This is a genomic window from Calothrix sp. 336/3, assembly GCF_000734895.2.
Classification (GTDB): Bacteria; Cyanobacteriota; Cyanobacteriia; order Cyanobacteriales; family Nostocaceae; genus 336-3.
On the sequence record NZ_CP011382.1, the window covers coordinates 1,834,425 to 1,849,520 of the forward strand.

9 protein-coding genes are annotated in these 15,096 nt (G+C 41.7%); 6 read left to right on the plus strand and 3 right to left on the minus strand.

What is annotated here, in order from left to right:
- Nucleotides 1-15: 15 nt before the first annotated feature.
- Nucleotides 16-5,871 (minus strand): protein kinase, encoded by a 5,856-nt coding sequence (locus IJ00_RS07370; protein ID WP_035151530.1) that lies wholly within the window; start codon nucleotides 5,869-5,871, stop codon nucleotides 16-18.
- A gap of 266 nt (nucleotides 5,872-6,137) precedes the next feature.
- On the opposite strand from IJ00_RS07370, the gene IJ00_RS07375 reads away from it, so the two are divergent.
- On the plus strand, nucleotides 6,138-7,568 hold the full coding sequence (locus IJ00_RS07375) for an FAD-binding domain-containing protein (RefSeq protein WP_035151531.1): 1,431 nt from the start codon (nucleotides 6,138-6,140) through the stop codon (nucleotides 7,566-7,568).
- 19 nt (nucleotides 7,569-7,587) lie between these two features.
- Here IJ00_RS07375 and IJ00_RS07380 read toward each other — a convergent pair whose 3' ends face one another.
- Entirely contained in the window at nucleotides 7,588-8,397 is an 810-nt protein-coding gene (locus IJ00_RS07380) for a carbohydrate ABC transporter permease (protein ID WP_046814746.1), read from the minus strand.
- 389 nt (nucleotides 8,398-8,786) lie between these two features.
- Here IJ00_RS07380 and IJ00_RS07385 point away from each other — a divergent pair, with 389 nt between their 5' ends.
- The 5 genes from IJ00_RS07385 to folE all read left to right on the plus strand — a co-directional run bounded on the left by IJ00_RS07385 (nucleotide 8,787) and on the right by folE (nucleotide 14,260).
- Complete coding sequence (locus IJ00_RS07385; RefSeq protein WP_035151533.1) at nucleotides 8,787-9,482, plus strand: aldehyde oxygenase (deformylating); 696 nt, start codon at nucleotides 8,787-8,789, stop codon at nucleotides 9,480-9,482.
- Between the two features lie 502 nt (nucleotides 9,483-9,984).
- Nucleotides 9,985-11,010 carry a long-chain acyl-[acyl-carrier-protein] reductase gene (locus tag IJ00_RS07390; protein WP_035151536.1) on the plus strand — a complete coding sequence of 342 codons (1,026 nt, stop codon included), beginning with the start codon at nucleotides 9,985-9,987 and terminating at the stop codon, nucleotides 11,008-11,010.
- Nucleotides 11,011-11,153: 143 nt separating this feature from the next.
- Nucleotides 11,154-12,137, plus strand: coding sequence for an acetyl-CoA carboxylase carboxyltransferase subunit alpha (locus tag IJ00_RS07395; protein ID WP_035151538.1), 984 nt, complete (start codon nucleotides 11,154-11,156; stop codon nucleotides 12,135-12,137).
- A gap of 642 nt (nucleotides 12,138-12,779) precedes the next feature.
- Nucleotides 12,780-13,505, plus strand: a complete 726-nt coding sequence (locus IJ00_RS07400) for an SDR family oxidoreductase (RefSeq protein ID WP_035151540.1) — start codon at nucleotides 12,780-12,782, stop codon at nucleotides 13,503-13,505.
- A gap of 47 nt (nucleotides 13,506-13,552) precedes the next feature.
- Entirely contained in the window at nucleotides 13,553-14,260 is a 708-nt protein-coding gene (gene folE / locus IJ00_RS07405) for a GTP cyclohydrolase I FolE (protein WP_035151542.1), read from the plus strand.
- A gap of 116 nt (nucleotides 14,261-14,376) precedes the next feature.
- Here the strand turns inward: folE and IJ00_RS07410 are convergent, their stop codons facing one another.
- Complete coding sequence (locus IJ00_RS07410) at nucleotides 14,377-15,006, minus strand: phosphoribosylanthranilate isomerase (RefSeq protein ID WP_035151545.1); 630 nt, start codon at nucleotides 15,004-15,006, stop codon at nucleotides 14,377-14,379.
- Nucleotides 15,007-15,096 lie beyond the last annotated feature (90 nt).

The following is a 15,096-nucleotide window of genomic DNA, read 5'->3' on the forward strand; positions in this document are numbered from 1 at the left end:
CCATTTGCGAATTTTCTAAACCATCGATTTAATGGGGATTTGAATCACAAATTCTGTTCCCTCTCCTAAATTAGATTGACAAATTAACGTTCCTCCATGGGTTTCTTCAATAATTTGTCGTGCAATTGATAGTCCTAATCCTGTACCCTTCCCTACTCCTTTAGTTGTAAATAAATGGTCAAATATTCTACATTTTGTTTCCTCAGACATTCCCGGACCATTATCACGAATCCGAATATTAATTACCTGTTTTCCTACTAATTCTGTACGAATGGTAATATACTTAGGATTCTCATTCATCTGTGCCAATGTCATTTCCTGATACGCATCATCAATCGCATCGATGGCATTAGCCAAAAGATTCATGAATACCTGATTTAACTGCCCTGGGTAGCATTCTACCATTGGCAAATCACTATATTCTTTAAAAACTTCAATGTTAGGACGTAATTCATTCGCTTTGAGGCGATATTTCAGAATCAGAAGAGTACTATCGATACCTTCATGGATGTTGCTAGCAATTTTATTTTCTGTATCTGCACGGGAGAAAGTACGTAAACTGGTACTAATACCTTTAATTCTATCAGTTGCTCCTTTCATCGATTGCAGAAGTTTTTGTAAATCTTCCGTAATAAATTCTATATCAATATTTTCCGCATCCTCTTGAATTTCTGCTACGGGGTTAGGATAATTTTCTTGATAAAGTTGTAGATGTCTGAGCAAGTCGCGGACATATTCCTCAGCATTTTTAATACTGCCATTGAGGAAACCGATGGGATTATTAACTTCGTGAGCAACTCCAGCAACTAAGTTTCCCAAGGTGGACATTTTTTCATTTTGTACCATTTGTAATTGGGCACGTTTTAGTTCTGTTAAGGTATTTTCCAACTCTTCTGCTTTTTGTCGGAGTTGAATTTCTGAGTCACGTAAGGCATTTTCAATTTGTTTTTGTTGAGTAATATCCCGTGAAATTGTGGAGAGATATTCTAGGTCTCCAGTGGGTGATTTATGGGCGATAATAACTTGTGATATGGGAATTTGCTGTCCATCTTGACTCAGTAATACTGATTCTCCTACCCAACTTCCAGTTTCAATGGCAGTAGGAATAGCTTGAGTTAAAAGATACTCCGTCTCAGATTGGGGGACAAATTGAGAAAAATTAGTTTCCCTAATATCATCCTCTTGACTAATACCTAGCATTCTCCTACCAGCAGGATTAATGTAGATATTTTCTCCTGTGGCACTTCCAATCCCAACAAAGTCTAAAGTTGCATCTAAAATGGCTAATAATTTGGCTTTTTCTTTTTCGGCTATTTCTCGTTCTTTGAGAGTTTGTTGAATGTCTTGCAGGGAATTTTCTAACAATCGAGCATAACTTTTGGATTGCTCATAGAGTTTAGCATTTTCAATGGCGATCGCGGCTTGTGCGGTTAGTAGTTGCAGCATCTCTAGATGTTTGGGGGTAAATGCTGCGGTGACGAGATTATTTTCTAGATAAACTATACCAATAAACTTGCCCTGATAGAAAATCGGTGAACACAGTAGGGATTGGGGTTGATGTTGTTGAATATAGCGATCGCCCTGGGCTAAGCTATCGCTACAAGCATCGGCAATTACTAAAGGTTGGTGAGTTCTGGCAACATAATCAATTAAGGATATTGGTACATCTGCACTTTCTCTGACTGGCACAGATTGTAATTTAATTTCTGATGCATTTTGATTTGTATCAATGGCTGTAATAATTAATTGTCCTGACTTTTCTAGAATTAAACAACCTTTTTGGGCTGCGGCATTTTCTAAAATAATATCTAATAGCTTATCTAATAAATTATCTAAGACAATTTCACTATTAATTGCCTGTGCTGCTTTCATCACTGTAGCTAAATCGAGGGCTTTATGATGATTAATCGCACTGGTTGTCATGCGTGTGGAGCTAGTAGTTAATGTTGTAGATAGAGAAGCTGGATTTATCCCGGAAGACTGACTATCTAAATTGAGTAATAATTCTGGATATTCGGCTTCTAATTTCTCGACTTTGGTGATAGCTCCCCAACGCAGATAATAATGATAAGCTGTACTCAAGTAAATTTGAGCAATTTTTGTCTTCCCTAAACTCAAATAAAATTTACCTGCCAGTTCATTTGCTAAGGCTGATTCTTGAACATAACCATGTTTTTCCGCTTCGGCGATCGCGCTATCATAACAATCCATCGCCTGTAGGTATTCATCATTAACTCTGTGGATTTCTGCTACGACTAAGTTATATTTATGCTGATAGTTCATCGGTGCAGATTCTGCCCAAGATTTTAATTGTTCTTGGTTATCCTTGACTTGTTGAAGAATCTTATCTTTGTCTCCAGTCTGGTTAGGGATTGCCAAGGTTGCTAGGGAATCATAGAAGTAAAATACGGGCACTGTAATCATACCTTGCCCTGCTTCTAAATACTTTCTCGCCTGAGTAGCAATATCTGGCAACAGACAAACATCATCTAATAAATAAGTATAAATTAATTTATGAACATAAAAGTAGTGTAGCCCCAGATTGTCTTGGGATTCGATAAGGGATAATTCGTGACTGTTTTGTTCAAACAGAGGGTGTTCATTTTCTGCTATTCCTGATAAATTAATAGTTATTTGATAAATATCTTCACAGATTTGCAGAATATTTTTGGTTTGATATTGATATAAAGAATGAATATATGATTGGATTGTTTGAGATATGCTATAAAGGTTTTTACCTAGAAAATACTCATTTTGGCATATTTGGTTGATTGAATAACCAAGGTAATCAATATTTCCTGATTTCAATGATAATTTATAGCTATCTTCTAAAATAGATAAAGTGTTTGTGATATGGTTTTGGTGATGAATAATACGAGTACCAAGAATATAGTTAACCTTAGCTCTCATTTCCGGCGAAGGATACTTAGATAGTAGTTGCATTGCCACCTGAATATATTTTTCTGCAATGGCAAAGTCCTTGACGTAGTTAATAATAATTACAGCATAGTTGGCATATAAAAATGAAGATAATTCGCTATTCCCGTACTTGAGAGTATTATTTATTTGAGAGATGAGCAAAAGAGGAGAAATACTTGGTTCGACGCGATAAATTGCAGGTATCACAGTCAAGATAATTTTCATGACTGCTAGCTCTTCCCTATGGCTATTTTCTGGAAAGTTAACAATATCTGTAATGGAGTAATTGCTCAACAATTCTATCGAGTTTTGGCAAGCTTGATAAATTTCCTCCCCACTGGGATGATTGGGCAAATTGACATGAAATTCCTGTAGTGCAGCTTTGGCGATCGCGATCGCTGCAACTAACTTCCTCTCAGTTATATATGCTCGAATTTGTATCTCTTGCACTGCTACACAATCTAAAGGTGTACGGCAATTAGCTAAGATAATTTGATACTCCTGGTGAACTTGTTCGTAATCACCACAGAGATACCCTAACTCTGCGGATTGTTGATGGAGGCTGAGAGTTAAATCATAATTACTTTGCCAGCTATTTTCCGGAATAATTGTCTTTGCTTGTTCCAAGTATTTTCTGGCAGTAATATATTCCCTAGAGCTTTGAAAATTCACAGCTACAAGCAAATTTAATTTTACTAATTCCTCTCTTTCAGAGATATCTTCTATATAGGCAAGATTGAGTTGATTGACAATCGGAATAATAGATACATTTTTTGTCAAGTCTGATGTCTTTTTCAGAAGCAATCTACCAATTTCTAGGTGACACATCTGCCTTTCCCTATCTGAAATCATCTCATAGGCAGCTTGTTGAATACGTTGATGTCCAAATTCATAATTGATTTGGCGAATATGATAGTTGATATCTGGTAATTCTTCTTTACTGATTAACTGGGAAAGTAATTCCGAATTATTCGCCGCTCTAATTAAACCAGCTTGTAAAGCGTACCATAGTTGTATGGAAGTTTGAGTGAGGGAACTCTGATTGATAGTTGCTAAAATATCGAGATTAAACTTAGTCCCTATACAAGCTGCTAAAGATAAAAGTTTCTGAGTCGCTTGGGGCAATTTAGCTATCTTATTAATCATCAAATCTACAACATTATCAGTCATAGATTTTTGTTGAATAGATTCTAAATTCCATTGCCATTGTCGAGAGGGAAAATCAAACCAAACGAGCTTATCCTCGTAAAGTGATGTGAGTAACTGAGTCAGGAAAAAGACATTGCCTTGGGTTTTGGCAAACAGTAATTCTGCCAGGGAGTTGACGCGATCGCCAGTAACTTTAAAAGTATCCCCAACAAACTGTATCGTATCAGCTAATGTTAGGGGTTCAAGGGTAATTTGAGTGACTTTTATGCCCTTTTTTCGCATCTGATTAACTGCTTGCATCAAAGGATGTTGAGGAGTCACATCCTGCTCGCGGTATCCATAAATTGCCAGTTGATATTGATTTTGTGAGTCTGCTACCAACATTTGTAAACCCCCTAGGGTTTGAGCATCTGCCCACTGAATATCATCCATGAAATTCACTAGAGGATGTTGCTGGCTCTGAAGGGCAAACAAAAACTTATAGAATACATGGAAAATTTGATTCTCTGTTGCTGATTCTGTTAACTCAGGGAGCTGTTTTCCTAAAATTATCTGCAACTCTGGGATAATTTGTACCATTAATCGAGCATTATCCCCTAAAGCATCTAGGAAGCGATCGCGCCAATAACCTATTTCTTCTTTTGTTCCTGTAAGCAACCTTTGTACTAATCCCCGAAAGGATTTAATTACACAAGACAATGATATATCCTGTTGTGATTGGTCGAATTTTCCCGATGTCCACAACCATCCAGCATCAGTGAAAAGATGTATCATGTGTTGCATAAACATTGATTTACCAACACCAGTACTACCAGTAATTAAAACTACTTCACAACTGCCTTGACTCACCCGTGTTGAGATTTCTAACAATTGCTCTATAGCTTTTTTTCTGCCATAGAGTTGGGTGGGAATGGCAAATTGGGCGATCGCGTCTAAATTTCCCGGTGTAAATTCTGGAATAGCTCCTGTTGTCTGCATTTGCTCTAGGCAAAATTCTAAGTCAGCTTTTAAGCCGATGGCACATTGATAGCGATTTTCCGGATTCTTTGCCATCAATTTACTCACAATTGCAGCGATCGCCGTCGGTATCTGAGGATTAATTTCGCAAGCTGCGATCGGTTCCTTTGCTAAATGACAGTGAATTAACTCTAAAGGATCGTCACTTTCAAAGGGTAATCTCCCCGTCAAGATTTCGTAAAATGTTACCCCCAGAGAATAAAAGTCACTGCGATAGTCAAGGGTATGATTAATTCTTCCCGTTTGCTCGGGAGACATATAAGCAAGGGTTCCCTCCAGTTGGGTGAAGCTATCCAGAGGGTTCGTTTCTAAAAGTTGCCGATAAGCAATGCTAAAGTCTGTCAGCTTTACCTGAAGGGTTTCGGGGTTAATAATAATGTTGCTAGGTTTAATATCTTTGTGAATAATTTGATTTTCATGGAGGGAATCGAGAGCAGTTGCCAGTTGTAGGGCAATATTCAGAAAGTTGGTGAGGGAAAGTGATTGGGTGGCAAGATATTTTTTCAGCGATCGCCCGCCAAAATCTTCGTACACCAGTACTAAACGATTTTGGTAACTATAAAACTCATAGACTCTGGCAACGTTTGCCAAATCTAAATTCGCTGTCACCTGATATTCATGGTTGAGACGGGAAATTTGCTCTAGGGTGGGATATTCTGCTTTTAGGGCTTTGAGAATTACTGAATGTCCGGTATTTTCTGCGTGAGCTCGATAAACTACTGTATTCTCTCCTTCATACAACAATTCTTGTAATTCATATCCTGGTATGTTCAACATGAATGCCATACTCTAATTCCCCTAGAATAAACAGAACCCACTATTCTATAAGATGCCCATAAGTGAACGGGAAAATACAGATTTTGGATGTGATTTGCGTCACAGGCGATCGCTATAACTAGAGTTAAGGCAGTTAATTTTTGTAAATAACTCTCATATTCACCTAGTACTCGACTAAGACAAAATTGCTGTTTTCCCCCTTCTTGTCCGATGCAAATTGTCACCATTCGCTTTAATCTAGTACAAGCGCACTAAATTAACTGAATGTAATTACCATGGCTGACTTAATTTTGTTTTGGCATCGTCGGGATTTACGAGTATCAGATAATACTGGATTAGCGGCGGCAAGGGAACGTAGCCCCCAGGTGGTAGGTGTATTTTGTCTCGACCCAAATATCCTAGAAAAGGATGATGTGGCGGCGGTGCGAGTCACTTACATGATTGGCTGCCTGCGGGAATTACAGAAGCAATATATAAAGATTGGTAGTCAATTACTCATTATTAAAAATGACCCGGTACAGGGTATACCCAGATTAGCTGAAGCATTACAAGCTCAGGCAGTGTTTTGGAATTGGGATGTCGAACCCTACTCCCAACAGCGCGATCGCCAACTTCTCACCATCCTCAACAGCAAAGGGATAGAATTCCTCGAACCCAATTGGGATCAACTGCTTCATACCCCCGACGAAATTCGGACAGGTTCCAAAGGCATCTACACGGTTTATACACCCTTTTGGAAAAACTGGAGCAGTCGGGCAAAAGCTGCCCCCGCACCCACCCTGACAAACGCCACAGGGCTAACAGAGGAGCAAGAACGTACTGCAATTTCTGCGGGAGCCATACCCCTACCCACCGCCTCAGAACTAGGTTTTCCCTGGGATGGAGAGTTAATCTTAGAACCGGGGGAAACTGCTGCCCAATCACGCTTGCAAGAGTTCTGCGACTACGCGATTAATGCATATCAAGAACAGCGCAATTTTCCCGCCCTTCCTGGCACATCCCAGCTCAGCCCTGCCTTAAAATTTGGTGTAATTGGTATCCGTACAGTCTGGCAAGCCACAGAAGCAGCCCTAGAAAATAGCCGCAGCGATGAGACTACAGCCAGTATTCACACCTATCAGCAAGAATTAGCATGGCGGGAATTTTACCAGCAGGTGATGTATCATTTTCCGGAGCTTGCCACAGGAGCATACCGCGAACCCTTCAAGAATTTTCCCTGGCGCAATCAAGAGCAACATTTTCAAGCCTGGTGTGCAGGAAACACGGGTTATCCTATAGTCGATGCAGCTATGCGACAACTCAACGAAACCGGATGGATGCATAACCGTTGTCGGATGATTGTTGCTAGTTTCCTCACCAAAGATTTGATTATTAATCCCCAATGGGGCGAGAAATATTTCATGCAGAAGCTGATTGACGGTGATTTATCGGCAAATAATGGTGGTTGGCAATGGAGTGCATCTAGTGGGATGGATCCTAAGCCCTTACGCATATTTAACCCCGCAAGTCAAGCCCAAAAATTCGATGCTGAGGCTGAATATATTCGCCAGTGGGTTCCCGAATTGCGCTCTGTCGATACGGAATATTTAGTCACCGGGAAAATTTTGCCCTGCGATCGCCATGCAGTTGCATACCCTGCGCCCATAGTAGATCACAACCAGCAGCAAAAACTGTTTAAGGAACTGTATCAGAAGCAAAAGCAGTGAAGCAAAGATTTTTCCAATCTCAATTCTTGATTCCCGTTGCCGCAATTCCCCGAATAAACTGTTTTTGCCCCACTAAAAATAAGATAATTACAGGTACACTAGCGATCGTCACTGCTGCCATCAGTAATGACCAATTATTCGTAAATTGCTCCTGAAACTCTGCCAAAGCTAACTGTACAGTTCTGAGCTCTGGTCGTGTAGTAAATACCAAAGGTTTAAAGACATCATTCCACTCAGCAATGAAAGTGAAGAGAAATAGTGTTACTAAAGCTGGTCTAGCTAAAGGTAACATGACTCGCCATAATATTTGCCAGCGATTTGCCCCATCGATGGCAGCAGCTTCTTCTAACTCTATAGGAATACTTTGGAAATACTGCCGCAGTAGAAAAATACCAAATCCATTTGCCGCCGTTGGTAAAATTAATGCCCAATAGGTGTTAATTAAATTTCCCCACTTGAGAACGATAAAAATGGGAATGACTAAGAGTTGAAAGGGGATGACTAAAGTTCCTAAAACAATCAACAATAACCCTTGCTTACCCCAAAATTTTAACCGAGCCAGGGCGTAACCAGCTAAGGCGGAAGTAATAATTTGCAACCCCGTCACAGCCAAAGCAACTAAGGTAGAGTTAGCAAAGGCAAGTAAAAATTTTCCTCGCTGCCAAGCATCACCATAGTTTGCCAATGTCCAATTACCCTGTGGTAACAGTTGGGGATTACTACCTGCTGGTGAAAATGATGTTAGAAACACTACTAACAAAGGGAGTAAAATTATCACTCCACCCAACACAGATATTACCAATCCCCAAGGGATTCTGAATTTAGTCATTGGTTTTCAGTCAGTCTTGATAAACGTTTGTACACAAACATGACAATAGCTCTTATGAATCCATAGTAGTCTGCAATCGGTTCCCCCTTCCCCCTTTGCGGAATTCCTTGAGCTGATGCTCCCCCCAAAGGCTAATCTATATACATAGTGACTTGTTAAGTTAGATTAAATCACAGTGACCTTAAACAGAATACAGCCCTAAGGATGAAGGATGAAATAGTTACTCAATGGCTAGGTGGATAGTGCTGAACCAAGCGAAAATGCGATTAAATTACTCAGCACTTTCATACTTCGGATTTCAGACTTTTACTTTCACAGACAGTTGCCCTCAACTCATAGGGTAAGTTCAATACTTAGTATCAATGACTCACATAATTTAGGAGTGAACGATGCAGCAGCTAGCAGCTCAACCAGAAATAGATTTTCACAGTGACAGTTACAAGGATGCCTACAGTCGCGTTAATGCGATTGTGATTGAAGGAGAGCAAGAAGCATACGAAAATTATCTTAGACTTGCGGAACTGCTGCCAGATAACAAGGATGATTTAATTCGCCTCTCGAAGATGGAAAATCGTCACAAGAAGGGTTTTGAAGCTTGTGGACGTAATCTTCAGGTGACACCAGATATGGAATTTGCCAAGGATTTTTTTGCTCAGTTGCATGGTAATTTCCAAGTAGCAGCAGCCGAGGGCAAGGTGGTGACTTGCTTACTGATTCAGTCTTTGATTATTGAATGTTTTGCGATCGCCGCTTACAACATCTACATTCCTGTCGCTGATGACTTCGCCCGTAAAATCACTGAAGGTGTAGTTAAAGATGAATACTCTCACCTCAATTTTGGTGAAGAATGGCTCAAAGCCAACTTTGAAACATCCAAAGCCGAACTAGAAGAAGCTAACCGCCAAAACCTGCCTATTGTTTGGCAAATGCTCAACCGGGTGGCAGCAGACGCGGAAGTATTGGCAATGGAGAAAGAAGCTTTAGTAGAAGACTTCATGATTCAATACGGAGAGGCTTTGAGTAATATTGGCTTCACAACCCGCGATATTATGCGTCTTTCTGCCTACGGGCTTGCAGGCGCTTAACCCGCAAATTATCATCGCAGCAGTGCTGATGAGCGGTGAGTGATGTATTTTTGATACTTGTAGCAGTTGTCAGAGAGGTTAGGCAAATTCATCTGTTTGCTTTTTTCTGTTTCCTGCTATATTCAGCACTGCTTACTTCTGACTCAGCACTACTAAAACATTTGTGGCACGTTTCCCTGTAGACTTTTACAAAACAGCCCAAAAATTATGCTGAATTTTGAGGTTTGAGATTGAGGATGATTGGTGAAAATCCCAAATCCTAAATCCGTTGACAGCCAACAGGTTCAACCCATTTCGTGAAATAGCCGATACAAGTTATTTTTTCAGTTATTTCCCTATCATCCCTGCTTGTAATCTGTATCAACCTGAAGGTAAAAGGATATTCAACCTGATTGCTAACCCCTGGTTTTCATCTGGGAAAGAATCCCAAATCCACAATCTAAAATCTCAAATTTGATTACATCCAGCTTTCGACGCAGCACAAGTTCAATCGTACAACTCCATGTTTGGTCTAATCGGACATCTCACTAGTTTAGAACACGCCCAAGCGGTAGCCCAAGAGTTAGGATACCCAGAATACGCCGATCAAGGTTTAGATTTTTGGTGTAGTGCCCCACCACAAATAGTTGATAATATCACCGTCACTAGTGTCACTGGGCAAACAATTGAAGGGCGATATGTCGAGTCTTGTTTTTTGCCGGAAATGCTGGCTAATCGTCGCATCAAGGCTGCTACTCGGAAAATCTTGAATGCGATGGCACATGCTCAAAAGCATGACATTAATATTACTGCCTTAGGTGGTTTTTCTTCGATTATCTTTGAAAATTTTAACTTAGAGCAGTTTCGGCAAGTTCGCAATATCAAGTTGGAATTTGAACGCTTCACCACAGGTAATACTCACACAGCATACATCATCTGTCGTCAAGTCGAACAAGCATCCCAGCAGGTAGGAATTGAACTATCACAGGCAACTGTTGCCGTCTGTGGGGCAACTGGGGATATTGGTAGTGCTGTTTGTCGTTGGTTAGATGCCAGAACAGATGTGAAAGATTTATTGTTAATTGCCCGCAACCCAGAACGTCTACAAGAATTGCAAGCAGAACTGGGACGGGGTAAAATTATGGGTTTAGAAGAGGCGTTACCCCAAGCTGATATTGTGGTGTGGGTGGCAAGTATGCCTAAGGGTGTGGAAATCGATCCGAAAACCCTCAAGCAACCCTGTTTACTGATTGATGGTGGCTATCCGAAAAATTTAGCGACAAAAGTGCAATCTCCCGATGTGTATGTTCTGAATGGGGGAATAGTGGAGCATTCCCTAGATATTGACTGGAAAATTATGAAAATTGTCAATATGAACGTACCAGAACGGCAATTATTTGCTTGCTTCGCGGAGTCAATGCTACTGGAATTTGAGAAGTTGTACACGAACTTTTCCTGGGGACGCAATCAGATTACCGTAGAAAAGATGGATTTAATTGGTCGTGTTTCTGTGAAACATGGATTTAGACCTCTGTTAGTTAGTAGTTAGTTGTGATGGGTTTAGTTAATGATTTATGGGCAATCTGATTGTTGAGATTTGGTAGTTGTGAAAACAGAAAAGCCAGAGATTCCCTAAATTTTTCTCTTAAACCTCTTTCCCTTTCCCCTTCCCTCTATCCCTCAATTGAAAAAATGGCAACGACTGAACGCAAACCACTGTTGTTAGATTTTGAAAAGCCTCTCGCAGAATTGACAAATCGCATTGAACAAATTCGTCAACTAGCTGAGGAAAATGGTGTTGATGTTTCTGGTGAAATTCGGAAATTAGAAACTCGTGCGATGCAGTTGCGTGAGGAGATTTTCAGTACCCTATCTCCTTCCCAGCGTCTGCAAGTAGCCCGTCATCCTCGTCGTCCGAGTACCTTAGATTATATTCAGGCGATTACCGATGAATGGATGGAATTGCATGGCGATCGCGGTGGTTATGATGATCCCGCTTTAGTGGGTGGTGTGGCTCGCTTAGGTGGGCAACCTGTAGTCATCCTAGGGCATCAAAAAGGACGGGATACTAAGGATAATGTCGCTCGGAATTTTGGTATGGCTTCTCCCGGTGGTTATCGCAAAGCCATGCGGTTGATGGAACATGCCAATAAATTTGCCATGCCCATTATCACCTTTATCGATACTCCTGGTGCTTGGGCAGGGGTAGAAGCGGAACACCAGGGACAAGGGGAGGCGATCGCCTATAATTTGCGAGAAATGTTTTCCCTAGATGTACCCATTCTCTGTACTGTTATCGGTGAAGGTGGTTCTGGTGGTGCTTTAGGTGTGGGTGTGGGCGATCGCCTCATGATGTTTGAACACGCTGTCTATACTGTTGCCACCCCAGAAGCCTGTGCTGCGATTCTCTGGAAAGATGCTGGCAAAGCACCTCAAGCCGCAGTTGCCCTAAAAATTATCTCCCATGACTTGAAAAATTTGGGTATTATCGACCAAATTCTCCCAGAACCCTTAGGTGGGGCACATTCTGACCCCCTCGAAGCCGCCAACACCCTCAAGAGTGCCCTGTTAGATAACCTGGAAGAACTCAACCGCTTTACCCCCTCAGAACGTCGTCAACTACGTTACGAAAAATTCCGCCGCATTGGGGTGTTCACAGAGATGGCTCACTCCTAAGAAGTAATGAGTAGTGAGTAATGGGTAATGGTTGACAGAAATAAATTGTCCCTGCTCCCTGCTCCCTGCTCCCTGGATTCTCCTTTGGGACTTCGCCATTCCCTGACTATGTTATAATTGTCTAGGTTAGGTAAAGATATTTTAACAATCTTTCTCAGCTAGGGCATCAGCATTTTTAGCAGAATTTCTCTCAGTCTGGCGATCTTGCTTGCCTGCATAACACCGAATTATCAACCGACAAAATGAGTGACTGTGCTTTCCCCTAAGCATCAGTTTATATCCCATAACTGAATTTTTGCTAGCAACAGACAACTTCTTTGCTTGGCTTCACTGATTTTGTAATTTCGGTGTCAATCGTGATTTCTGGGTTGATTTAGACAGCAATTTTGCAAGGAAGTCATATCTACAAAACGTAGAACTAAAGTCGGAGGTCTGATACCTGTGACTGTTCCGACAGCTTAACAAGGGTATGGCTCTGATGTGTTTGACTTTCCTAGGATTTTTTCTCTGTTGGGAAAAACAGGCTTATTCTTATACCGACAATGTAGTATAGCATTAGTTATCAAGATTCCCTCAGATTTTTAGGTTTGTTTAAGAGTCAGTGAATTTGTATGCAAACTGCCCAAACTATTGGAAAAAAGCATGAGTGTTGAGCAGAGACGACGTGCCCTGATTACTGGGGCTAGTAGTGGAATTGGTAAGGCAACAGCTTTAGCTTTTGCCAAAGCAGGTATAGACGTGGCATTAGTCAGCCGTTCTGTGGACAAGTTAGAGGCGATCGCCGCCGCCGCCAGACACACTGGAGTAGAAGCGCAGGTATATCCCCTAGATTTAGCGGATATTAACCATGTGCAAGCCAAAATTCAGGCGATCGCCGAAGATTTTGCAGCTATAGATATTTTAGTTAACAACGCTGGCATCGGTTATACAGGGAATCTCAGTGATACTTCCCTAGCCGACTGGCAACAAGTCTTGGATTTGAATGTCACAAGTGTGTTTCAATGCACTATGGGGATACTACCAGGGATGCGCGATCGCCAAACAGGAACCATCATTAACGTTGCTTCCATCGCCGCCAAACAAGCTTTTGCCAATTGGGGAGCTTACTGTGTCAGCAAATCCGCCCTCCTCGCATTTTCCCAAACCCTTGCCCAGGAAGAACGTGCACACGGAATTCGCGTTACCGCCATCTGTCCCGGTGCAGTTAACACCTCCATCTGGGATTCGGAGAAAGTGAGTGCTAATTTTGACCGTTCAACCATGTTAACCCCCGATGCGATCGCCCAATCAATTCTCTACGCAGCTTTATTACCACCAGAGGCAGTCATAGATGAACTGACGATTATGCCCAGTGCAGGTGTGCTTTAATACTGCCTTTCCCGAATTTTTGTTTAAATCTATTTCAGACTGATACCATGACTATTGCTGGTTCCAACGGTTCTAACAGTTCTCAATCTCCCCTAATTCCAGACCTCGCGGAGGCGATCGCCCCCAGACCTGACCGCAACACCCATGATGGCAAACCAGTGAGTGTTCGCGTTCCCGCAGAAGAACCCCTCGACACCATGATGGATGCTGTGCGCTCAATCTTAGAAGGTGTAGGGGAAGATCCAGAGCGGGAAGGACTACTGAAAACACCAAAACGGGTAGCGGAAGCCATGCGTTTCCTCACCAGTGGTTACAATCAATCCTTAGAAGAACTCCTCAATGGTGCCATTTTTGACGAAGGGCATAACGAGATGGTGCTAGTTCGGGATATTAACTTCTTTAGCCTATGCGAGCATCATATGTTACCCTTCATGGGCAGAGCCCACGTTGCCTATATTCCTAATCAAAAAGTTGTGGGTTTAAGTAAACTAGCCCGTATCGTTGAGATGTACTCTCGACGGTTGCAGGTACAGGAAAGATTAACCCGACAGATTGCCGAAGCCATTCAAACTGTATTAGAACCCCAAGGTGTGGCTGTCGTTATGGAAGGAACCCATATGTGCATGGCAATGCGTGGGGTACAAAAACCCGGTTCTTGGACAGTAACTAGTGCAATGGTTGGAGTCTTTCAAGAAGATCAAAGAACCCGCGAGGAATTCTTTAATTTGACCCGTCACCAAGCATCTTTTTATTAGATTACTGGGAAAATGAATGTAGAGACGTTCCGGCGGAATGTCTCTTCAGGCAACCTATAATTCAATTCGGTTGATGTCTATTCGATTGCTGTTTGTGGTGGATGGGTTCCAGCTGATTACAGAACTGCGAGTTTCTCAAATAATTTCTCGACTTTCTGCAAATCCTTATCCCCTGGGGAACGCTCTACCCCACTAGATAAATCAATCCCATCCGGTTGTACCTGGGCAAGGGCATCCAGAATATTATCAGGCGTAAGTCCACCAGCTAAAAACCAAGGAAGAGGGGGGCGAAATTCTTCCAGGGTACGCCAGTCTAAAGTTTTACCAGTACCACCCAGTTGTTGGGGATGATAGGCATCAAGTAAGAGGGTATTTACGCAGAGATGGTAAGTATCTGTTTTAGCTATGTCTTCCCCATGGCGTATCCGTAGGGCTTTGATAATTTCCGTTTGCGGCAAAAGTTGGCGTAGTTGCTGGCAAAATTCTGGGGTTTCCTCACCATGCAACTGTACGGCAGTCATACCTGTTTGAAGTACAGTGTGAGTAATTGCTTCCGGGGTTGAGTTGGCGAAAACGCCAATTTTATCGATGTTTTCAGGTAGTTTGTTGACTATTTGTTCAATCTGTGAATTGCAGACGTAGCGAGGTGAGGTGGGAACACAAATAAATCCAATTGCCGTTGCTCCCAAGGTGGCGATCGCCTCTCCTTGCTCTGGTTGAGTAATTCCACAAATTTTTACCCGCATAGACAAATTGCCAAAAAACTAATATTTACTGGGAAATCAAGCATAATTTAGACATTTTCGGGATTAATGGTGTATTTATTTAATTATTTC